Here is a 22224-nt window from a genome sequence, read left to right as displayed (position 1 = left end):
CCGTTCGCCGACGGCGTGCCAGATGCTTCTCCGATCCGCGCTCCCGCCCTGCCGTGTTGTCATCGTGTCGACTTCGTGCCAAGTTCGTATCGATAATCGTCTGTCTTCCCATGGAAGATGTCGCATGATGAGCGCGTGACGCACCCAGACCAGCACAGCGCCGCCGACGCGGCCGACTCGACCGGTTCCGACCTTCCCCAGCCGCCCCGGGAGAATGACGAGGACAGGATCGACCGGGTCGACCTGCCGCAGGAGCTCGACGAAGACCTTCCCGAGCCGGACTGGCACCGGCGCAGGCTGCGGCGCGCCGTGGCCGCAGGGGCGTTCGTCCTGGTTGTCGCCCTGGTCGTCGCCGTTTTCATGGTGCCGCTTAACGTGGTCATCGAGGCCCCCGGCCCCACCTGGAACGTGCTGGACAACGGCTCGTCGTCGGACCAGGACGTGCTGAAGGTCACGGGCACTGAGACCTATCCGACCGAAGGCGCCCTACGGATGACGACCGTCTCCGTGTCGGGCTGCCCCGGATACCCGGTGACGACCGCGGACCTCATCGCCGCATGGTTCTCATCGGACAAGCGGATCGTGGACCGCAACGAGGTCTGCCCCCGGGACCAGAGCGCCGAGCAGGTCGAGGAGACCGGCAAGGCCCAGATGACCGCCTCGCAGGACTCGGCCGTCATCGCCGCGCTCATCGAGACCGGCCTGGCCACGTCCATGCGCCTGACCGTCACCGAAGTGACCGAGCAGCAGACCTCCACCGAGGTCCAGGCCGACGACGTCCTGGAGTCCATCACGCCCGAGGGCGGCGAGACGACCGCCATCACCTCCTTCTCCCAGCTTCGCGAGCTGATGACCACCATCCCCGAGGGGACGAGGGTCTCACTCGGCGTGCGCCGCGGCGAGCAGCAGGTCTCCGCCGCGCTCACCACGATCGCCCCACAGGAGGGGACCACCGGCTCGCTGCTGGGGCTGAACCTCAAGATCTCGGTGGACAGCCCGGTGGAAGCCACCTTCGGCCTGTCCGACGTCGGCGGGCCCAGTGCCGGAATGATGTTCGCCCTGGGGGTCGTCGACGAGATCACCCCCGGTTCCCTGACCGGTGGCAAGGACATCGCAGGGACTGGGACGATCGATATGGATGGGCAGGTCGGCCCCATCGGCGGTATCCAGCAGAAGATGGCGGGAGCCCGCAACTCCGGCTCGAAGTTCTTCCTGGCGCCAGCGAGCAACTGCGACGAGGTCAAGGACCATGAGCCCGAGGGGATGCAGGTCTTCGCCGTGAGCACCCTGCATGAGGCGGTCACCGCTACCGAGGCGATCGCCTCGGGCAACACCTCCGGCCTGACCACCTGCTCCGCCCGCTGAGCGCCCGGCAGAGTTATCCACAGGCCCGTGGTCACCTCTGGCCGCCTCAAACCGGCTCGTGCCATTCTCGGATCGGGTCTCGACGCGGTAGTCGGGACCGAGGGTTCCCGCGTCCTGGCGAGGACGCCGGGAGGCTTGAGGAGGCACGATGCGTATTCGAGGCGGGTGCGCCATCCTGTGGCGCCAGCAGGGAGTCAGCCAGATCGGCACGAGCCCCGCGCGGCGCACCATTGTCGGCGATCTGAGCCCGGCCGAGCAGCGGCTGCTGGACGAGTTCGCCCGCTCCCTGGAGTCCAGTGGCGTCTACCGGGCCGCCAGGCGCAGCCGGGTGCCCATGACGCGGGCGCGCCAGATCGTGGAGGAGCTGGAGAGGCAGGGCGCCCTGGTCTCCTCGGCGACCAGCGAGCTCGGCGGGGCCGACGGCGTCTACTGGGACCGGCTGGGCGCCGATGCCAAGCGCCGTGGAGCGGCCTTGTCCCAGGCGGTCCTGGCGCTTCACGGCGTCAGCGCCCTGGCGCAGGAGGCCGCCCTGTGGCTGGCGGAGGCCGGGGTGGGCACGATCCTGTCCACGCGAGCCCCCAAGGACGGCGGTCTGGAGCCGCTTCTGTCGGCGCGCTTCCCCGCCCTAAGGACGCGGGCTCCACTGCGCACTCGACCCGATGTCATGGTGACGGTGGATGCGCATGTGGTGGAGCCACTGCTGGCCCGCAGGCTCGCCCAGGAGGGCATCATCCATCTGCCGGTCGTCGTCGGTGAGGCAGGGGTTCGCGTCGGCCCGGTCCTGGGTAGCGGCGGCCCGTGCTCGACCTGCCTGGAATTGTGGGAGCGGGACGCCGATCCGTGCTGGCCGGCACTGGCCACGCAGATGCGCACCCTTCCGATGCCCGACGTCGAGCGCCTGGTCCTGCACGAGTCGGCGGCGCTGGCGGCTCGGGCCGTCGTCGACACGCTCCTGGGTCAGGCGCCTCCTGTCGAGGATGCTGCGGGCGGTTGCAGCGGGACCGGCGATCCGACCGGAGGCTCCGCCCTCTGGTGGGCCACGCACTCGGTCGAGGTCGACGGCCGGGATCCCCTGGGGCGGCGCCGGGCCTGGCAGCGCCATCCCGAGTGCCTGTGCTCGCAGCTGTGAGCGATGCCCGAGCGCCGTCGCCGGCGAGGGCCTGCGCTGTTCAGCCGCCGGCCTCGAAGTCCCGCAGGAGGGCGAGTACCTGGCCGCCGTACTCTTGGAGCTTGTTGGCGCCCACGCCGTGGATGAGGGAGAGCTGGGGCAGGCTGGTGGGCTTGACGACGGCGATGTCCCGCAGGGTGGCGTCGGCGAAGACCGTGTAGGCGGGTCTGGAGCGCTCCTTGGCGATCTGGGAGCGCCAGGCCCGCAGTTCCTCGAACAGGGCGATGGTGCGCGGGTCGTTGTTGGCCTCGAAGTCGGCGGCGGACTGCCGGGAACGCTCCCTGGCGGACTGGCGGCTCTGCCGCCGGGAGGCGTCTCGGGATCCGTGGGCGGTGGGCCACAGGCCGTCCAGGAAGCGGGAGGCCTTTCGGGAGGTGCGGCCTCCGGCGTTGCGGGCCCGGGCGTAGGAGATGATGAGGTGCTCGCGCGCACGGGTGACGCCCACGTAGAGCAGGCGCCGTTCCTCCTCGATGGCGGTGTGCCCCTCGGCCAGGGAGATCGGCAGCAGGCCCTCACAGGCGCCCACGAGGATGACGGCGTCCCACTCCAGGCCCTTGGCGGCGTGCAGCGAGGACAGGGTGACGCCCTCGACGGTGGGGGCGTTCTGGGCATCGGCGCGCTCGCGCAGCTCGGTGTGGAAGGCGTCGAGGTCGGCGCCTCGGGTCTGGGCCATCTCGTCGGCCAGGGCCACCAGGGCGTTGAGGGCGTCCCAGCGCTCGCGCACGGCTCCGCGGGGGGCGGGCGGCTCCTCGCTCCAGCCCTCGCGAGACAGGACGGTGCGCGCATCCTGGCCGAGGTCTCCGGTCAGGGTGGCCTTCTCGGTGCGGGCGGCCCCCAGGATGACGGCCATGGCGCGCTTGACCTCCTCGCGCTCGAAGAAGCGCTCGCCGCCGCGCACGAGATAGCCGATCTGGGCTCCGGCCAGGGCCTGCTCGAAGGCCTCGGACTGGGAGTTGGTGCGGTACAGGATCGCGATCTCGCTCAGGGGGACCCCGGCGGCCTGCAGGCGGCGCACCTGGGCGACGGCGCCCTCGGCCTCGGCGAGGTCGTCGTCGTAGGTCTTGAAGCGCACGGCGGGGCCGCTGGGCCGCTGGGCGACCAGTTCGACGGCGCCGGCGGGAAGGCGCGGGCCGTCTCCCCCGCGCCGCGAGCGCGCGAGGACCTGGTTGGCCAGGGAGACGACCTGCGGGGTGGAGCGGTAGTCGCGGCTCAGGCGCACGGTGCGGGCGTCCTCGTAGCGGGTGGTGAAGCCGGTCAGGAACGCGGGGGTGGCCCCGGTGAAGGAGTAGATGGTCTGGGAGACATCGCCGACGACGCACAGCTGGCGGCGCCTGCCCAACCACAGGTCCAGCAGGCGCTGCTGGAGCGGGGAGACGTCCTGGTACTCGTCGACGACGAAGTGCTTGTACTGGCCGCGCACCTGGGAGGCGATGTCCTCGCGATCCAGGAGTATGCCGATGGTCAGCAGGAGCACGTCCTCGAAGTCGATGACGCCGCGCTCGCTCTTGGCCTCCTCGTAGAGGGCCAGGACCTGGGCGACCGTGGCGGCCTCCTGCCCGGCCACGTCGGTACGGCCGGCGGCGATGGCGGCCTGGGCGTAGTCCTCGGGCAGGGTCATGGTGACCTTGGCCCACTCGACCTCGGCGGCCAGATCCCGCACGGTGGCCCGGTCGGTGGGCAGGCTCAAGCGCCGGGCGGCGGCGCCGACCAGGGGCGCCTTGTGGGCCTGGATGTCGGGGCGGCGCCCGCCGATGGCGGTGGGCCAGAAGTAGGTGAGCTGGCGCAGGGCGGCGGCGTGGAAGGTGCGGGCCTGGACCCCGGGGACGCCGAGGTCGGCAAGGCGCGAGCGCATTTCGCCGGCAGCGCGGGCGGTGAAGGTGACGGCCAGGACCTGGGTGGCCTGGTAGGCGCCGGTGGCCACGCCGTGGGCGATGCGGTAGGTGATGGCCCGGGTCTTGCCGGTGCCGGCTCCGGCCAGAACGCACAGGGGTCCTTCGAGGTGTTCGGCGACCTCGCACTGGTCGGGGTCGAGGGCCTCCAGGAGGCGGGCTGCGTCCGGGCGGGCGCCGGGATGGGCATTGCGGGGGACGTCGGAGTGGGCCGGCCGGGGCGCTGGCATGCCGGTCGGGGCGGGGCGGGGGGCGGTCGGGCTCATCGGGACCAGCCTGCCACGGGTCGGTGACGAGAATCAGTGGCAGTGAGCCGACGCGATGGAAACCGACCGATGCCGGGTGGATTCAACTGGTTCAACCCCTTAAGGGTTATTCACGAACATACCAGTCATCTGCGTTTACCCAGGCCAGCAACCACCTATCTCATCCTGTGAATAAGTCCTCTTTCATTATTAGCCCTTCTCGATCTTCTCGATATCGGAAGGTAGTGCGCTCCAGTTCCAATCCTTGACCCACACCCCATCCTTCTCCACCACGCACGACGAACCAATATCTTTGGACAGCAGCCACAACACGTCGGCGTCCTCCTGCCACACCACCCCCACCGAATGCGCACTCATGAGATAACGCCGATCGTCTGCCCACACCACCTCACCCGCCGCATTCTTGATCACCGGGTACACATTGCGCTTCCCGTCGATCTCCTCCGCGAAAAACTCCGAGGTGTACCGCCCCGACGCCGAAGTCCGAGTCTCCCCATCACGCAACACAGCCGGCTCCACCGTAAACCACCCCCACAACCAAAAGACCAACACCGCCACCGCCCCCGCGGCACCGGCCAGCAAGACGGCACCGGCCAGCAAGACCCATCTCCTCGCCCTCATCGGTACGGCCATCCCTTTCTACTCCCGCTCACCACGCCCCCAAGCATCAACAATCGCTATTCGGCCGACGTCAACCGACGATGGGGCCGCCGTACCAGTCCTCGATGAGGAGGCGGGCGATGGAGGTGGGGCCGGGCAGGAGGATGCTGCCGTCGTCGACACCCGCGGTGAGCTCGTCGCGGGAGACGAGGCGGGCCTCGACGACCTCTTGGCCGTCGGGGCGGGGCCGGTCTTCGCCCAGGGCCAGTCGCGCCCGGCAGCCGAGCATGAGGGAGCGGGGGAAGGGCCAGGGCTGGGAGGCGATGTACTCGACCTCGGCCACACACAGCCCGGTCTCCTCCCGCACCTCGCGGGCCACGGCCGCCTCGACGGACTCTCCGGCCTCGACGAAGCCGGCCACCACCGAGAAGCGCCGGGGCGCCCAGGCGGCGCCGCGCACGAGGAGGAGGCGGTCGGACTCGTCGACGACCGTCATGATGACGGCCGGGTCGGTGCGCGGGAAGTGGACGGTGGCGCAGTCGGTGCACCTGCGGGCCCAGCCGGCCTCGGTGACCTCGGTGCGCCCGCCGCAGACCGGGCAGTAGGCGGAGCGGGCATGCCAGGCGGCCAGGGCGGTGGCGGTGGTGGCCAGGCCGGCGTCGCGGGCGGTCATCTGGGCGCCCATGGCCCGCAGGGCGGACAGCGGGTAGCGCTCCAGCAAGCGGCGCAGGTCCGGGTGGTCGACGGCGGTGCCCTCGGCGTCGGAGCCGGTGGCGGGCGGTTCGGGGGCGTCGGGGACTTCCAGGGCCGGGGGCACGACGACGGCGATCCAGCTGGGGCCGGCGGGGGCGCCGTCGTCGGAGAGCTCGCGGCCCATGTAGAGGGCGGTCAGGTCAGGGCAGCAGGTGGGTGCTGAGGCACCGAGGTAGCCGGCGCGCAGGTCGGGCAGGCCCCAGCCGCTGCGGGTACCGGGGCCCTCCCAGGCGGTGGCGCCGGGTCCGCCGATCAGGCTGGGTGGGGTGAGGCCGTCATCGGGCAGGTCGGGGTGGATGGCGGGGCCGGTCAGGGCGACGCGGCCGCGGGCGTCGACCAGCAGCAGCCGGGTCTCGGGGTCGGCCGCGAGGCGCTCCAGCAGCCCGGGCTCGCTGCGCCGTTCGGCGTCGCGGTCGGTGGCGGAGCGGGACAGGGCGAGCTGGTCGATGCGCATGGCCTCACTCTCCCACCCGGAGAAGAGGAGCGCACATAGGCACACCTATACGGAATAGGGGAAGAGCATCGACTCCCAGCAGTGGGCCCGGTCGCGCTGCGGGCGGGTGCAGATGTCCTGCGCTGGCCCTTCATGCGGGGAGCATCGTGGAGGGCCTACCCCCGCAGGATCTCCTCGAACTCCTCTTTGGAGGCGTAGGAGGACTGGGTGCCCCGCTTGGTCACCGAGTCTGCCGAGTAGCGGTTGGCCATCTCCAGGGAGGCGGCCGTATCGCCGGTGGAAACCAGGAAGTGGCTGAAGCAGCCGATGAAGGCATCCCCCGCGCCGGTGGTGTCGCGCGCCTCGACCGCCACGCCGGGGATGAGCCGGTCCTCAGTGCGGGTCATCCAGAGGGCGCCGCGCGAGCCCAGAGTGACGATGACATTGGCGATGCCCACCTCCAGCAGGACCGCCGCGGCATTGTGCACGTCGTCGAGGCTGTCCACGGGCATGCCGGTCAGCAGGGACAGCTCGCTCTCATTGGGCACGATGTACTGGCAGTCGCGCACCTTCTCCAGCTCCAGGTCGGGCTGGGCCGGGGCCGGGTTGAGCAGCACGGGGATGGAGTGGCGCTTGCCCAGGGCCACCGCCTCATAGACCGTCTCCAGGGGGATCTCGAGCTGCAGGACGATGAGCCGGCAGGCGGCGATCCGGGCCTCAGCCCGACGCACATCCTGCGGACTGAGCAGGGCGTTGGCCCCCTTGACGATGAGGATGGAGTTGCGCGACTCCTCATCGACGAAGATCGGCGCCACCCCGCTGGCGGCCTCGGTGGACAGGACATGGGTGGTATCGATGCCGTTGCGCCGGTAGTTCTCGATGGTGCTCTCGGCGAAGAGGTCATTGCCGACCCGGGTGAGCATGAGCACCCGTGAGCCCAGTCTGGAGGCGCTGACCGCCTGGTTGGCGCCCTTGCCGCCGAAGCCCATGGCGAAGTCGGGCGCCTCCACGGTCTCGCCCTCGCCAGGCATGCGGGTGATGTAGGTGATGAGATCCATATTGCTGGACCCGATGACGGCGATGTCCTTGCCGTCCCCGTCGGCACTGCTCGCGGCGCCTGTGAGGTTGGTGCGATCGGCTGCCATGTCAGTTCTCCTTAAGTCCCGTGGTCACAGTGAAGGACCGGCTCTCGCCCGCCCCGAGCATGATGAGGGCACCCGCCTCGCGGGCGGCGATGAATCCCTCTGGCCGGGAGATGCCCGGAAGGACGAAGGAGGCCACCTTCTGGTCAGGATTGTGCAGGTCCGCCTCCCCGCGCTCGGCGCCCTACTCCAGCCCGTCCACCCTAATGGCCCGCCCCTGCCCCGCAGCGCATCTCCAGGTGGGTTCTGGCCGGCCATCCCCGAGTTGTCCGTATGATCCCGTTGGCCCCGATCCGAAGATGTGCAACTAGGGTGGAGGCATGCCCGCGCGCGCCTACCTCGATCACGCCGCCTCCAGCCCTATCCGCCCCCAGGTGGCCGAGCAGATGGCACAGGATCTGGCCGAGGGGCTGGGCGGGTGGGCCAATCCCAGCTCCCAGCACGCCTCAGGCCGGCGGGTCGCGGGTCTACTGGCCCAGGCACGCGCCAGGATCGCCCAGGCCCTCGGGGTCAACGCCCATGAGGTGGTCCTGACCTCCGGCGGCACTGAGGCCAGCGCGCTGGTGATCGCCGGCCGGGCGCGCGCCGTGCCCGGCGGGCGATTGGTGGTCTCCCCCATCGAGCATCCAGCGGTGCTGGAATCCGCGCGCACCGCCGCCGAGCAGCTGGGTGCGGATGTGAGCGTGCTGGAGGTCGACGGCGCCGGTCGAGTGGTCCTCGGGTCTGTGGCCGCTGCGCTCGCACCCTCGGATCAGGATTCTGCTGCGCCGGTGAGCCTGGTGTCGGTCATGGCGGCCAATAATGAGACCGGGGTGGTCCAGGACATGGCTGCGGTGGTCGGCGAGGTGCGCCGCGCCACGGGGGTCGAGCGCCCCGGGCGGCCCGGATACGTGCCGGTGCACTCCGACGTCGTGGCGGCCCTGGGTAAGACGGCCGTGGACTTCCACGGGTGGGGGCTGGATGTCATGAGCCTGAGCGGCCACAAACTGGGCGCGCCGGTAGGGGTGGGGGCCCTGGTGGTTCGCCGCGATCTGGAGCTGAGGCCGGTGACGGGCGGGGGCGGCCAGGAACGGGGCATCCGCTCGGGCACGCAGGATGTCGTGGGGGCCCGGGCCCTGGCACTGGCCGTGGAGCTGGCGGTGGGCGAGCGCGAGGCTGAGGCCGCGCGCCTGGGAGCGCTGCGGGACAGGCTCCTGCGGGCGGTCGCTGCCCTGGATGGTGTGCATGTCACGCTCCCTGCGGGGGTTGCTCACCTGCCCTCGACCGCCCACCTGTGGTTCGAGGATGCGCAGGCCGAGGCGCTGCTCATGGCTCTGGATATGGCGGGTATTGATGCATCGGCGGGATCAGCCTGTCACGCCGGGGTCGCTCAGCCAAGCCATGTGATGCTGGCGATGGGCTTCGAGGAGGGACCGGCCCGCTCCACGCTGCGCTGCTCCCTGGGCCGGGAGACGAGTCCCGACGACGTCGAGCGCCTGCTCTCCGCTCTGCCCGCCGCCCTAGAGGGGGCCAGGCGCGCTTGGAAGGCAACACACAAGACGGCAGGGGAACACTTTTAACCGTATCCAAGTCAACAAGTGCCGAGGAGAATCGCATGCCAACCGCCTCGAACAAGATGATCGGCGACTTCAGCGGCAAGCCGGCATCGGCCGCCATGTACACCGCAATCGAGTCCTATGTCATGTCGCTTGGCGCCGTCACGAAGCACCTGACGGCCCAGGTGAGCTTCTCCGTCAACCGGAAGTTCCTATGGGTCTGGGCCTATGAGAAGACGACCGACGGCACCCTGTTCCTGAACGTGAGGCTCAACCGCTCCATGGAGGATCCGCACTTCCACCGCGTCGACCAGGTCAGCACGAACAGGTGGAATCACCACGTCGTCGTCAAGACGATGGAGGCAGCGGAGAGCGGCTGGCTCAGGGACCTCATTCGCGCAGGCCACGAGTTCGCCGCTCAATGAGCCCGTTTCACGTGCTCCCACCACGTTGGGAACGCGTTTGCAGTCCCCGCCGGCGAAGGACGGCCGCCTCGCATCGGCGGTCCCCCGTTTAAGAATCCGGTGGTAGTCCTTCATCATCTCGACGCTGATCGTGCCGGGTCTGGGAGAAGCTGCGGGCGTCAATGGCGTACTCGTCGATCATGACAGTTCCTTCCTCAGCGCCGTCCTGTGCCGATCACAGCAAGGTCCCCTGGATTCTTCCGGTTGCCCCGTCGCGGTCGCCCTGCGGTTGCCTGCCACAGTCGTAGTGACGGTCACCCGTCTGCCTGAAGGAGATCCTCGTGCACGTCTTGGCCTCCCTGTCTGGCGGAGTCGACTCCGCCGTCGCGGCCGCGAGCGCCGTCGACGCCGACCGGTTGTTCACCGCCTTGCCCAGTGCCCTGGAGGGGGCCGGGCGCACCTGTCGGGTGACACATGAGGCGGCAGGCGGGAATCGAAAGCCGAAATAGACATCTCAATTCCCGCCTGTCTCAATGAAGTGCAGCTCCCGAAGGAACTGCAACCCTCGCTGTCGGCGGAGACCATCTGGTTGTCGCCGGTGCCTCAATGAAGTGCAGCTCCCGAAGGAACTGCAACCAGCGTGCCGCGCCACAGGTCCAGGAGGTCGACCCCGCCTCAATGAAGTGCAGCTCCCGAAGGAACTGCAACTCGGTTATCCAGGCCTGGCGGCACTCCTTTGAGCAGCCTCAATGAAGTGCAGCTCCCGAAGGAACTGCAACGGGTGGGCCTGGCGCCTGCCGCCGGGCTCCTACCCCTCTCGCCTCAATGAAGTGCAGCTCCCGAAGGAACTGCAACCGGCGAGTTATCGTTGTGGACAAGAAGCGGCAGGAGCCTCAATGAAGTGCAGCTCCCGAAGGAACTGCAACGAGGCTGGCGTGCTGTGGCTGGTGACGACGAAGGGCCTCAATGAAGTGCAGCTCCCGAAGGAACTGCAACACGGCCACCTACCAGATCACCACACGGAACCAACCGTCTCAATGAAGTGCAGTTCCCGAAGGAACTGCAACTATGTCTTCGTTCCCAGCCGCGACTTGACGGCGTTGCCTCAATGAAGTGCAGTTCCCGAAGGAACTGCAACACGTCCCAGAATGGCGCATCAGCAGACGCTCTGAGCCTCAATGAAGTGCAGTTCCCGAAGGAACTGCAACTCTCGGTGATTGTCTCACAGGTTGCATTTGCCGAGCCTCAATGAAGTGCAGCTCCCGAAGGAACTGCAACTCTGGGATTACCATCATCGCAACAACACCACCATGCCTCAATGAAGTGCAGCTCCCGAAGGAACTGCAACGATACGCCCCAGACGCGGCTTGAAGGTAATGCCGAGCCTCAATGAAGTGCAGCTCCCGAAGGAACTGCAACGAGGCTGGCGTGCTGTGGCTGGTGACGACGAAGGGCCTCAATGAAGTGCAGCTCCCGAAGGAACTGCAACATCTACTCCAACGCGAAGTCGCTGATCCCGGCCTGGCCTCAATGAAGTGCAGCTCCCGAAGGAACTGCAACCCCTGAGAGAGAGGGAAACATGAGGATCACCTGTCACAAGCCTCAATGAAGTGCAGCTCCCGAAGGAACTGCAACCCGCCCTCGGGGACTCGGCCGTGGAACTAAGGAAAGCCTCAATGAAGTGCAGCTCCCGAAGGAACTGCAACGGTCCGCTTAGTATAGCCTGCCACCAAGCCCATCTGAGGCCACTTCGCGAGCGCTCCGTGCGAGGGCTTGGACTAAGCCGTATCTGTCTTCAGCTCAGTCCACCTAATCCCTGCCGTTCCAACGTTTTATCGTTGCGAGCGCTGCCCGAGGTTCTCCGAGCACCGGAGCGCTCGCGTCAGGCGATGAGCGGCCCCTCCGATGTGATGGTTCTGGTCAGACCGACGTAGGAGAACCGTTGCTCATCGACGGAGGACAGCAGACCGACGTCGCATAGGAGCACGGAGTCCTCATCTGTCTTGATGATTCCTTCCAGCTCGCCCCGCATCCGCAGGAGCTTGGCCGGCGCCGCGTCCACGACAAACACGGAGTACTGGATGCGGTCACCGTATTGCAGCAACTTCTTGGCCACCCTCGTTCGGCGCCGGTCGGACGGGACATCGTAGGCCACAAGGACGCGTCTGACATCGTCACGCATCAGCGTGCCGTCACTCCCTTGTAGACAGACTGAGTCCCATCGATGACCCCGAGCACGAGTCGAGCCTGAACCTCAATGGCTCGCCGCCAGGTGATGTCGTAGCCGAAGACCGGGTGCCGGAAGGAGGTCTCGATGCGGCGCTCGAACCCGGAGATGAGTTGCTTGCGCCCGCGATCCGTTAATCGGCAGCTTCCGATCTCGCCCGTGAAGTCCTGCTCCGTCAGCTCACCGTTCCGAAAGGCCCGAACGACGACGGAGTCCGCAACTGGCGCTCTGAACTCCTCCATGAGGTCCAGCGCCAGGGCGGGCTTGTTGCGCGAGCTGGAGTGAAGGAATCCGGCGTGAGGGTCGAGACCGCAGGCCACCAGCGCTCGGATGCAGTCTCCCAGCAGCAGGGCGTAGATGTAGTCCAGTGCAGCGTTTGCGGGGTCGGGCGCTGGACGGCGTCGCCGTCCCTTCCACCGGGACGCGGCGAAGGCCGCCGTACTTCCCGTGAGCATCGTGGGGAAGGAATCGAAGTAAAGCCCGGCGGCCTCGCCCTCAACTCCGAGTAGGTCGGCCAATGAGGGAGTCGATACAGCGCCACGTTGCAGGCGGCGCATCCGCTCCACGATATCCGAGGCCTCCCCGTTGCGTCGTAGCAGTGTGGCCTGGTTCGCGATCTTCGCCGAGACCATCTGCTGGGCGATGTCCAGCCTCCCCTCGGCGCTGGCAACATGCTGGCGTACCCGCTGGAGCCCGTTGGGAGAGTCCGCCCCCTGAGACCAGCCGATCACTCGCCCCGACCATGAGCACCACACCACGCACCGGTCGCGCCAGCACAGCTCGCGCAGCAGGGCGGAGGAGACATCGACGTTCCCATGGACCACCAGTCCGAGCACCCGCTCAATCGGCACGCTGAGAAGATGCTCGCCAGACTTGGCGACCTCGACCCGGCCACTGCTGAGGGACGCTCGCGCTCCAGCGGTGGTTACATGCAGGATCTGGGCGTCGGGCGCAGAGGCGACGATCCGTCGCCGGGCGTTCTCATACCGGTGCTCAGAGGGCAGGCACACCGAAGCGTGGGAGCACCACTGGCAACGGCTGTCGTCGGTCGGCGGTTCTGGCGCCTGGGGTGCCCCGATCAGACGACGCGTACGAGCGACCGCTTCTTCGGCCCGGGCGAAGTCGGCATCGGTCAGCTCGACCTCGACTCGCCGGCGATGTCCGGTGAAGTAGACCTCAGTTCCCTGGACTTCATGCCCCATTTCCTTAAGACACAGCGACTGGAGCGCGAGCTGGAGTCGGTTGGCGTAGGTGACCTGGGGGCGACGCCGTATCGGGGTGGCCTTGTACTCCACCACGGTCAGTGGGCCATCGTCCACACCTTCGACGACGTCGCAGCGCCCGGACAGCCCCAGGCGCTCCGAACGTACGTTGACCGCCCGATGCTCGCTCGTTCTGCTCTCCGCGGTGTTGTCCACGCGCCGGTGGGCATCCAATCCGGCTTGCATCTGCATGGTATCCGTTTTCTCCCCCACCGATTCAAGCCATGCTCTCCGCGGACAGTAAACGGCATGAACCACCAGACTGATCGGAATAGGTTCCGAAACCATTTGAGTTGTCATGTTCTGTCTCCTTTGACAGACGGCGGCGGCGATACATCAACTCCACCGCCTGAGCTCGCCCCGGACAGCCTCCAGGACCAAGATCTGAGAACCAGAGAACTAGCCTCCCCATCCACACGGCGACTCCTTCCCTCTAGATGATCTTAAATTGGACACACATCACCCGCACCTAGATAAAACTCGTCTGGCGATGGGGCACGAAGACGAATAACATTCACATTAAACACAATGACCGCCCTCACTCCATGCCGACGCAGCCACCCCAAAGAGCTCTCCTCACGATCCTGCCAGCAGGCTAGTTGACTGGAAACAATCAGCGCCCTCCATCGATGCAGAGAGTACCCGCCGACAACGGCTGGAACAACAACATTTAGAGGCTCGCGCTCACCGGACGGGATAGCACCCGCAGATACCGAGCATCGATTGACGCGATGCACCACAGGAAACGAAGATATACCCCACAAAGCAGCCCACACTAAAGAAGAGTCCACACACCCAGGCGGGGTCAGGCCAGCAGAGTCCCGCGGCCTCCCTTTTCCTCCAACCTTTCTCCTATTAATACGCACGCCACAAAGCCCCGCAGAAATCTCCTCCACACTACGCTCAGCTATAAAGCACGCCAGAGGCGCAATCTTCTCATGAACGAGATTCCTACCACTTCTGCGAACCTCCATATCATAACGACTCGCCCCCAGATCGGGGCTTGAGTTTCCCTTCTTATCACACCAGTACGCCGGCCTACCAAGAGCTCCAATCAGTTCGAGATTTACCCCACTTTCATTCCCGAACAAGCAACGATCGATAATCTTATTACGCAAGTCGTCAAGATACTCCCATTCCTCTTCCCGATTCGGAGGAGCAATACACGGACTCATAGCGGCACTCGTCATTTTTCCCTTGTTGTTCACCCATGGCTTACGATCTAGATTAATCTGCGGCCAACTTTCTGAGTCGGCAAGAGAAAGAGCATGCTGATATACGGCAGTCGCAACAGCCTCATCGTCGTAGCCGTCGGCGGTGACAACCATCCGGGGCTCGACGGCGTCGGTCCAGCCGAGCCGGACCTGCTCGGCTCCGTCACCTTCCAGGATGAGCGCGAGCCCGAGCCCCGCGAAGGTTGTCAGCGCACTGGTGATCTCTCCGCCAAGAATCATCCCCATCACTTCCCTTCCATGGAGATTGTGCAGTCAGCGGCGCGCAGCAGTGCCTCGAGGTAGGCGGTCCCCCAAGGGCCCCACTGCCTGTCAGTGCGGGCGATCAGCGACTCCCACTCACCTTCGCCCACCAGCTCCTCCAAAGCATCGGCATGGTCAGGGCCCGCAGTGACCGGGTCGTGGTCGAACAAGGGCCTGCCGTGACCATGACTGGTACCCACCAGCCTCGTGACCAAATCCCGGAACTCCTGCCCAACGCCGTCGGACTCTGCCTGCTCCCAGTAGGCGGCTGCGGAGGCCAGCTCATGGCGCCATCCCGTTGGCAGCCCGGCATCCGCCCGGGCCCGCCGCACGGCCCCCAGCGGCGTGCTGCGGCCCCCGCTCTTGGCAAGCGCCTCCCTGCCAGCAGGATCGCCTCGCCACAGAAGCCGCTGGAAACGGGCATCGTTCTTGCCGACGTCGTGCCAGGCACCGGCCTCGCTCAGGGCCGCTGCAGGCTTCGGCTCGATGCCGATGCCATCGGCCAGCGCCCCCGCGCGGGCGGCGACCGCAGCGTTGTGATCCGCGAGGAGTACCCGGCGACTGACGGACCAGGCGGAACGGTCGTCGGACTCGTCATCCGGCGTCACGCTGCTACGCCGAACCATCCATGTGGGCCCGTCCACCTCATCCCGGCCCGGAGGCCACACCACTGTCTCCCCCGGGAACAGATCACACAGCTCATCCGATTCCAGAGCAGCCAGCCCACGCAATTCATCGGGGTCGGTGACGACGCCAGCCACCCCGTCGAGCTCCTCGCAGGGCACCGGCATCCCCAGTTCCTCACCATCGTCTGTGACAACGCCGGAGGTCAGAAGCGGCGCGGAGGCGTCCAGGATGAGGAGGTCGCCGGGGCGAAGCACACGAGATGCGCTCTTCCCCCCATCCTCATCCTCGAAGACAGTCGCCTGCCACTGGGGCAGGATCGCCCCGTCTCGCCACAGCACCGACCGCTCCAACGAGAAGTCCGTATCCTCCCCCAGGCGTTGAACCGTCTTCTGAGCGGTGGCCATGGTCATGGGATAGACCTCAAGGTCCTGCGGAGGTACCTCGGTCACCAGGGTCTCGCACGCCGTCGCATCGGGCAGGTCCTTCAGATCCCGCAGGACGAGACCCACCGTTCCGGCCTCAGGGTCAAGGTCGTCGCGGATCCACAGGTCGAGCTCCGGTTCGATGACGAGCTTCATGGACGTCTTCGACCACAGGACCGCATCCCAGGGTTCAGGCCTCTGGTACAGCAGGCGGCGAGCAGACTCCGCGGGCGGTGCCTTGGGCTTCTCACCGATCGTCAGAGGAGACAGGTCGCCGTCGTCGGCACGGCCCAGAATCCATGTGCGACCGGCGAGTAGGTCATCCTTCCGGTACGGGAGTACGTCCTTTCCCAACGGGGCCTCCCCCGGAGGGCCGACGACGGTGAACCACGCTCGCTCGCGCAGCCCCAGTCGGTTAACGCGGCCGGCGCGCTGAGCCAGGGCACTGCCGGAGGCGAGTTCAGTCACCATGTGGACCAGGTCCAGATCGACCCCGACCTCGATGGTCTGGGTCGCCACGAGGACGTCGACGCCCCGCGCTCCCGCCGTATCGAAGAGCCCCGGTTCGTCCTGTCTCGAACGTTTCAGATCCCAGGGGCGCATGCGCCCCACCCACAGTCGGCAGTTCAGCCCCTCCTGGTGGAGAGCCCGCGCAACCTGAACCGCGCTATCCACGCGGTTGAGAACGCAGCCCACCGTCCGGGGGCCGTCGGGGACGAGCTCGCGAGCGTCCTCAACAGCCGCATGCACCTGCGAAATGATCTCCTCGCGATAGGCCCTGGTCATCCTCTTATTGGCGGGCCACACGGCCGTCTCCATATAACGAGCGGATTTCGCGGCCCGCATGCGGGAGGCCAACCGTGGGTCGGTTGCCAGGGTGTCCCGGGTGACGCCGACGACGTCCGTCGCATCGCCTGAGGGCGTTGCCGTCATCTCCACGGTCTGGAGCGCCGTGACTCCCAGCTGCTGCGCGCTCCGGGCGCACAGCTGCCCCACCCTCCGGGCAGTCACGAGGATCTGGCGGCTCAGGTGCGCCTCATCGACCACCACGGCGGCATCGAGCGCCAGCATCCCCGCCAGCCTGGGGCGTGCAAGCCGGGAGGCCCCGTAGGAGCGGAACAGCAGGCTCGACGCCCACATCGCCGGTGTCATGCACAGCACCGCGCAGGCCTCCGGGGCGTTGAGCCAAGCTCGGTCGGTGGCCGCCGCTCCCCGCATCGTGGCGGTGACCAGCGGGGTCCTGTCATCGGCGTCGGGCGCACGCAGTCCGACCAGGGCGTCCCGGACCCGCCCGAGGACCGAGTCGTCCACGGGGGCCTCGTCCAGAAGGCGCCGAATCCTCTCTGCGTGTACGGCATGGGAGTCGGTCAGCGCCCTGCGGTTGACCACCACGGCCAGCCTTCGGGGCAGGCTCTGCGCGGCGCCGACCGCGAACAGTGCCACGGCGAAGACGTGTATCTCCACGACCGATGACTTGCCGGCGCCGGTCGGCGCGATGATCTGCTCGGGCCAGGTCCCGGTGTCAACCAGGCGCCTCAGCAGATCCTCCTGCCAGGCGAAGGGCCGCCTCCCGGCACCGTGAACCGCTTCGAAGAAGTCTCCGAAGTCCTCGATGGCGATCACGGCCACCTCCCGACTACGCTCTGCGCCAGCTCGGCAGGCAGGTCTGCCGGTACCAGCAGGCCCCCACCCAGGTGCCGGCTCTGCCCTACGGCGGCCAGTTCAGTGTCCGCCAGGAGGTCCCCGGCGCTGAGGAGTGCGGTGTAGGGCTGGGCGGTCATGCCACGCTGCATCTTATGGGCGTAGGAGCTCGGGTTCCTCGTGATGCGGTGGTACCACATCGCTCCAGCCCCATGCTCACGTACCTGGGCGGCCAACGAGCGGTAGCCCTGGGTGCCTTTGGGCACGGCTTCGAGGTGATCGCGCCACACGAATCCCAGGGACAGGAGGATCGCATCCTCGAAGGTCCACTTCCCTCGCTGGCGGGTCACCTCCGGCACCGCCACCGGCGTCGGGGACCACAAGCGTCGGGTCCCATCAGCGGGTGGGCGCCAGAACGTCCTCGCATCGACGACCTCCCCCAGCCGGTGCAGACGGGCCTCGGCCCAACGGGAGCGCACCTGGGTCATTCCGATCAAGGCTCTCCAGATGACGGCCCGGTCGTCATCGCCGATGTCGGAGGGCAGCATGACAAGGAAGGCGCCTGGAGCACCGGATGCCGCTTTGAGCGTCGACTGGGCAAGAACGGAGGCGGGAACGTACTGGATGGCCAGGTGGTTGGCGGGAGCCGCCAGATCCCGTTGGTAGTGCCCAGTGACGACTGGAGGAGCTCCCTCACCAATGCGTTTAATGAGTGCCTTGTGGAAGGCGACGCACCAACCCAATCGGCGTTCCGCAGAGAAAGCTCGCTCGGTCCCATCAGCGGCGGAGAAGACCAGGACATCGCCCCAAGGCGACTCATCGTTGTTAACAGGTTTCACAGCCTCGTACCTAACCGTCCGCAGGCACTCCTCGGAGGTCGGGAATGTTCTGACGGAATCTCCCGTGGAGTGGAACGCGTCTGCGGATGCACTCGAAGGTTTGAGAGGCCGGGACTGGGAATACAGCTCGCGGAGCACACCGGTTCTTCCTGGTGCGGCTACCCGTAGGCGCAGACCTCCCGGTGTGAAAGCGGTTGCGGCAGGGTCGAGTCGCCAGTTCGCCTCGACTGGTTCGGTACTCATGACCACGGGACTGTCCATCTCCCCCAGGCACGGCACGTCCTCGCACAGTCGAGCGAGAGCGTGACGGACATCGTCTGGCATGTCATCCCAGAGCCAGCCGATCGCCCCATTGGCCGCGTAACCGTCGGAGATCGCCTTGGCGGCGGTCTTGGGGCGAGCCTTCTCGATCGTGCCGGTTTTCCGGTAGATGATCCTGTTGTCTGACTGGACTCGGATCATGCTCGGGATATGCAGGCCGTTGGGAGGGTGCTCTTCCAACCAGGTCAGCACCTCATCCATATCGGGAGCCGCCTGGCCATCAGGTTTCGCCGTGGTCCCGGTGTGAGCAACACTCACCAGGGCGGCGAACAACCGAGCCGGTGAGGGGATCGGTTCGGGACTGCCGTCCGGTGCGTGTCCGTGGTAAACGCCGAGGGGAAAGTACGCAGTGATGCTGACGGGGGCCATCAGTCGTCCTGCGCGTCGTCGGCGGCAGCGGCAAGAATCGTCGGGTTCCCCTCGACGACGAGGATCGAGCCGTCCCAGGTCAAGTTCGCCGCCTGTACGGCGTTATCGATGGCGGCGCTCAGCAGTTCCTGCGCCTGCTCGATGCTCAACGGCTCGAAGTTCTCCTTCTGCCCGTAGCGCTTGTCCAGGGTGACGACTGCGGGGCCGGCCTCCACCAGGTCGCAGTTGGCCCGTAGGAGGAGCTCGGCGTCGGAACGGGCCAGGCCGTTGAGGGCGAGCGCGGCCAACAGCGCTCGGCAGGCGACGTTTCCCTCCGGCGTCGGGCTGTCGAAGCGCAGGGCGCGAAGCGCGGCGAAGCTGAGCACATGGGAGCGGATGATGGCCCGGCAGGTGACACCACCGAGCTGCTCTAGCGACGGCGGAATGCCGCCGAGCCCCAGGGACGACGACTTTCCGTCTTTTCCATAGGAGTTCGTGTAGGCCTTGTCCGACAACTCGGACTTCTGGACGTCCGCGATAGCTTCGCGCTCTGCCTGATCGAGCTGGATTCTCGCCCCTAATGGATCAATTCGCGCACCTCCGCGCTTGGACTGGTTCACCTCCGGATCTCTGCCCTGATCGGAGAGGATGCCGATGATCTCGCCGACGAGGAGGCTGCGATAACGACCTGCATGGGTCTTACGGCTGGCGTCCCAGCCGCCAAGTAGGAGCGTGATGGGGCTGCGCTCCAGCAGCGGGCGCGCATCGGCCACGGTGGCGTTCCGCAGCTCCCGGTACTCCTGGGCCGCGGTTGCGGGCTCTCCGTTGATGGTGCCTGCTCGGATCTGCCCGTCGAAGGCCCGGTGGGGGAGGTCGATGTCGCTGTATACCTGGCCGTCCTCAAAGCGCAGCTCAATGCGCGGGGTGCGGGCCAGCACGGGATCCTGGTCCGCGATGGCCGCTGACACGGCGGCCTCGAGCCGGTTGCTCTGGGACTGTTTGGAGTCGATGAGGACGGCGGTGACGGCCTCCCCATCCCAGAAGCGCCGTTCATAGGCGAATACCGGCTTGGCGGTTCTCCCTTTTCCCTCGAGGAACTTCGCCGGAGCCACCGAAGCATGGGGGCCCGCAGCGGGCTCCAAGGGGGTGACCGAGGTCAGGACGCTGGCGCCGCCCGGGCGGCAGGCATCGAGCAGGTGCGGAAGACTGATTGTTGACATACGAATCACTCCTCATTGAGTTGGCCGATCGGCTTACATCCTCATATCTACACCTGACCTACGACACATGTGACGCGACGATATTGCGGGTTGACTCCGGCGGCGAAACGCTGTTATCGCCCGAAACTCTCTGCCATAGTGAGGGCATGCCCAAGCAGATCAGACGCATCGTGACCCGCTGCGTGCGAGCCGTGGGCGCCGGCGTTCTCACGCTCTTCGCGATCGTGGGCACATGGCAGGTCTCTGACGGCTCCTGGGGCATCACGGCTGGCGCCGCGCTGGCAGTCATCGTGCTGCGGTGGCGCCGAGAGCAGCCCGACGCCGTCCTCGGCGTCCATCTTGTGCTGTGCGCACTCCAGCTCGGCGTCACCGATGCCCCGCTGCCCGCGGATCTGACGATCGTCGTGTCCCTGTACGCGGTAGGCCGGTGGGGCGAACGGGGGTTCACGCCGATGTGGGCCATAGCCGTCGTCGTCGGCTCAACGCTGGGGGCGTGGGACTGGAACCGGGATGAGCTGGGAATCGTCCCGCCCTCCCTCTGGGCCCAGGACATGGCGCAGGCCGCCTTCGCACAGCTGTGCAGCGCCGCCATCGCCTGGGGCCTGGGAAGATTCGTGACGCAGCGCCGCCAGCTGCGGGCCAGCCGCCTGACGGCGGAGGAGCAGCGCCGGGCTGCGCACGACGCCGCGCTGCGCAACGAGATTGCCAGGGAGGTTCACGACGTCGTCGGACACGCCCTGGCGCTGATCGCCGTGCAGGCCGAGGCGGGCCACTACCTGGCGGCCGGCTCCGAGGACATCGACCTCCCCGCCGACGAGCGACTGGAGCAGGCGGCTCAGGCGCTCGGGCAGATCCGGGCGACCGCGCACTCGGCCCTGGCCGACACCCGCAGCCTGACCCGCACTCTGGCCTCTCCCCCGCAATCGGAAGAGCACCGGAGCGCCGCAGAACCCGCTGAGCCCGACGATGCCCGGCCCGCCTCCCCTGTCACCGAGACGCCGCTGCGTCCGGTCCCGAGGATCGCCGATCTACCCAGGATCGTCGACGACGTCCGTGCGACCGGGCTGCCGGTCACCCTGTCAGTGGACGACCGGCTGATCAGTGAGGGCGAGCAGACAGGAGGCCGCAGTCCGCTCAGCGCGCAGGCGGAGCTCGCCCTGTACCGAACGACGCAGGAGTCTCTGACCAACGTGCTCAAGCACGCCGAGGCGGCCGCGGTCGAGGTGAGGCTGGAGTACCGTGACGACGAGGCTCACAAGGAGGTCGTTCTGACCGTCGCCGATCAGCCCAGCGCTCCCGGCACCGGGGCGCCTGCCCCGAGGGCCGGCGGCCGCCTCCCGTCGTCCCAGCAGAAGCCCGCGGATACCGGCGGGGGCCAGGGACTGGTGAACCTGCGCCAACGCCTGGCGGCGGTCGGCGGCTCCCTGGAGGCGGGCCCGGGCCCCGGGGGAGGATTCATCGTGCGCGCCCGCATTCCCTCCGAGGCCCCTCAGTCGACAGTCGTGAACCCAGGAGGAAAACCGATATGACCCGAACTCTGCGCATTGCGCTGGTGGACGATCAGGACCTGGTCCGTTCCGGCTTCCGCATGATTCTCGATGCCCAGAAGGACATGTGCGTGGTCGGCCAGGCCTCCGACGGCGTCGGTGTTCTTCCCATGGTCAAGGCCACTCAGCCCGACATCGTCCTCATGGATATCAGGATGCCCACCTTGGACGGCATCTCCGCCACCCACACGGTTCTGGGCAGCCACCCCGACCTGAAGGTGCTCATCCTGACCACCTTCGACCTGGACGACTACCTCGTGGCGGCGATGCGGGCCGGGGCCTCGGGCTTCCTGCTCAAGGACTCGACGGCGCCCGAGCTCCTGGCCGGTATCCGCGCCGTGGCCCGAGGAGACTCGGTGGTGGCGCCGTCGGCCACGCGCCGGCTGCTGAAGCGGTGGTTCACCCCCGCCGGTTCCACCGCCGGCCCAGCCGGCCCCTGGGAGCACGGCGCCGGCACCGTGCACAAAGACTCCATCGGTGCTCTATCCGATCGGGAGAAGGAGATCGTCACGCTGGTCGGACGCGCCATGAGCAACGCCGAAATCGCCCAGCACCTGGTCCTGGCCGAGTCGACGATCAAGTCCCACCTCAACCGGATCCTGCACAAGCTGGAGCTGCGTGACCGGGCCCAGCTCATTGTGCTGGCCTACGAGAGCGGACTCGTGCGCGTGGGTGGGTAACCCGGCACCGGTTGCGCGTCCCCGAGTTGGAAATCGCCCCGACACCTTGCAACCCCGGGT

The 22224-nt window shown here is 67.3% G+C and carries 18 protein-coding genes and 1 CRISPR repeat array; of the genes, 7 read left to right on the top strand and 11 right to left on the bottom strand.

Features of this window, described 5'->3' with window-relative positions; translation table 11 throughout:
- Positions 1-117 precede the first annotated feature (117 nt).
- Positions 118-1365: a YlbL family protein gene (locus FK256_RS03270; protein ID WP_211343514.1), complete on the top strand. Its 1248-nt coding sequence runs from the start codon at positions 118-120 to the stop codon at positions 1363-1365.
- Between the two features lie 148 nt (positions 1366-1513).
- On the top strand, positions 1514-2494 hold the full coding sequence (locus tag FK256_RS03265) for a hypothetical protein (protein ID WP_141423705.1): 981 nt from the start codon (positions 1514-1516) through the stop codon (positions 2492-2494).
- A gap of 40 nt (positions 2495-2534) precedes the next feature.
- Here the strand turns inward: FK256_RS03265 and FK256_RS03260 are convergent, their stop codons facing one another.
- From FK256_RS03260 to FK256_RS14720, 5 genes are all read right to left on the bottom strand, one after another.
- Positions 2535-4688: an ATP-dependent helicase gene (locus FK256_RS03260; RefSeq protein WP_141423704.1), complete on the bottom strand. Its 2154-nt coding sequence runs from the start codon at positions 4686-4688 to the stop codon at positions 2535-2537.
- A gap of 189 nt (positions 4689-4877) precedes the next feature.
- Positions 4878-5288 carry a hypothetical protein gene (locus FK256_RS03255; RefSeq protein ID WP_141423703.1) on the bottom strand — a complete coding sequence of 137 codons (411 nt, stop codon included), beginning with the start codon at positions 5286-5288 and terminating at the stop codon, positions 4878-4880.
- A gap of 91 nt (positions 5289-5379) precedes the next feature.
- Positions 5380-6495, bottom strand: a complete 1116-nt coding sequence (gene nudC, locus FK256_RS03250; RefSeq protein ID WP_141423702.1) for an NAD(+) diphosphatase — start codon at positions 6493-6495, stop codon at positions 5380-5382.
- Between the two features lie 155 nt (positions 6496-6650).
- A complete protein-coding gene (gene rbsK, locus FK256_RS03245) occupies positions 6651-7619 on the bottom strand; it encodes a ribokinase (protein ID WP_141423701.1) in 969 nt (322 codons plus the stop codon).
- 1 nt (position 7620) lies between these two features.
- A complete protein-coding gene (locus tag FK256_RS14720) occupies positions 7621-7755 on the bottom strand; it encodes a hypothetical protein (RefSeq protein WP_280525777.1) in 135 nt (44 codons plus the stop codon).
- Between the two features lie 181 nt (positions 7756-7936).
- Here FK256_RS14720 and FK256_RS03235 point away from each other — a divergent pair, with 181 nt between their 5' ends.
- The 3 genes from FK256_RS03235 (at position 7937) to FK256_RS14255 (ending at position 10064) form a co-directional block, all read left to right on the top strand.
- On the top strand, positions 7937-9175 hold the full coding sequence (locus tag FK256_RS03235) for a cysteine desulfurase family protein (RefSeq protein ID WP_141423700.1): 1239 nt from the start codon (positions 7937-7939) through the stop codon (positions 9173-9175).
- 35 nt (positions 9176-9210) lie between these two features.
- Positions 9211-9576 (top strand): DUF5655 domain-containing protein, encoded by a 366-nt coding sequence (locus FK256_RS03230; protein ID WP_141423699.1) that lies wholly within the window; start codon positions 9211-9213, stop codon positions 9574-9576.
- A gap of 320 nt (positions 9577-9896) precedes the next feature.
- Positions 9897-10064 (top strand): hypothetical protein, encoded by a 168-nt coding sequence (locus FK256_RS14255; protein ID WP_170197893.1) that lies wholly within the window; start codon positions 9897-9899, stop codon positions 10062-10064.
- Positions 10065-10082: 18 nt separating this feature from the next.
- A CRISPR array of direct repeats spans positions 10083-11261; the repeat unit is 36 nt; unit sequence GCCTCAATGAAGTGCAGCTCCCGAAGGAACTGCAAC.
- A 176-nt stretch (positions 11262-11437) separates the two neighbouring features.
- Here the strand turns inward: FK256_RS14255 and cas2 are convergent.
- The 6 genes from cas2 to cas7g form a co-directional block, all read right to left on the bottom strand.
- On the bottom strand, positions 11438-11737 hold the full coding sequence (cas2, locus tag FK256_RS03220) for a CRISPR-associated endonuclease Cas2 (RefSeq protein WP_021609898.1): 300 nt from the start codon (positions 11735-11737) through the stop codon (positions 11438-11440).
- A complete protein-coding gene (cas1, locus tag FK256_RS03215) occupies positions 11737-13332 on the bottom strand; it encodes a CRISPR-associated endonuclease Cas1 (protein ID WP_141423888.1) in 1596 nt (531 codons plus the stop codon). The genes cas2 and cas1 overlap by 1 nt, the downstream gene beginning before the upstream one ends.
- 155 nt (positions 13333-13487) lie before the next feature.
- On the bottom strand, positions 13488-14504 hold the full coding sequence (locus FK256_RS03210; protein ID WP_141423697.1) for a hypothetical protein: 1017 nt from the start codon (positions 14502-14504) through the stop codon (positions 13488-13490).
- Positions 14504-17191: a type I-G CRISPR-associated helicase/endonuclease Cas3g gene (gene cas3g, locus FK256_RS03205; RefSeq protein WP_141423696.1), complete on the bottom strand. Its 2688-nt coding sequence runs from the start codon at positions 17189-17191 to the stop codon at positions 14504-14506. The genes FK256_RS03210 and cas3g overlap by 1 nt, the downstream gene beginning before the upstream one ends.
- Positions 17188-18738: a type I-G CRISPR-associated protein Csb2 gene (gene csb2, locus FK256_RS03200; RefSeq protein ID WP_141423695.1), complete on the bottom strand. Its 1551-nt coding sequence runs from the start codon at positions 18736-18738 to the stop codon at positions 17188-17190. Before csb2 ends, cas3g begins: the two co-directional genes overlap by 4 nt.
- The gene (cas7g, locus tag FK256_RS03195; protein ID WP_141423694.1) at positions 18738-19937 is read right to left on the bottom strand and encodes a type I-G CRISPR-associated RAMP protein Csb1/Cas7g; all 1200 of its coding nucleotides are present in this window, start codon (positions 19935-19937) and stop codon (positions 18738-18740) included. The genes csb2 and cas7g overlap by 1 nt, the downstream gene beginning before the upstream one ends.
- A gap of 146 nt (positions 19938-20083) precedes the next feature.
- Between cas7g and FK256_RS03190 the strand changes: the two genes are divergently transcribed.
- Positions 20084-21466 carry a sensor histidine kinase gene (locus FK256_RS03190; protein WP_244936115.1) on the top strand — a complete coding sequence of 461 codons (1383 nt, stop codon included), beginning with the start codon at positions 20084-20086 and terminating at the stop codon, positions 21464-21466.
- Positions 21463-22164, top strand: coding sequence for a response regulator transcription factor (locus FK256_RS03185; protein WP_141423692.1), 702 nt, complete (start codon positions 21463-21465; stop codon positions 22162-22164). The genes FK256_RS03190 and FK256_RS03185 overlap by 4 nt, the downstream gene beginning before the upstream one ends.
- Positions 22165-22224 lie beyond the last annotated feature (60 nt).

This window comes from Actinomyces johnsonii (assembly GCF_006546835.1).
Lineage (GTDB): Bacteria > Actinomycetota > Actinomycetes > Actinomycetales > Actinomycetaceae > Actinomyces > Actinomyces johnsonii.
This window is presented reverse-complemented; position numbering and strand designations above follow the sequence as displayed.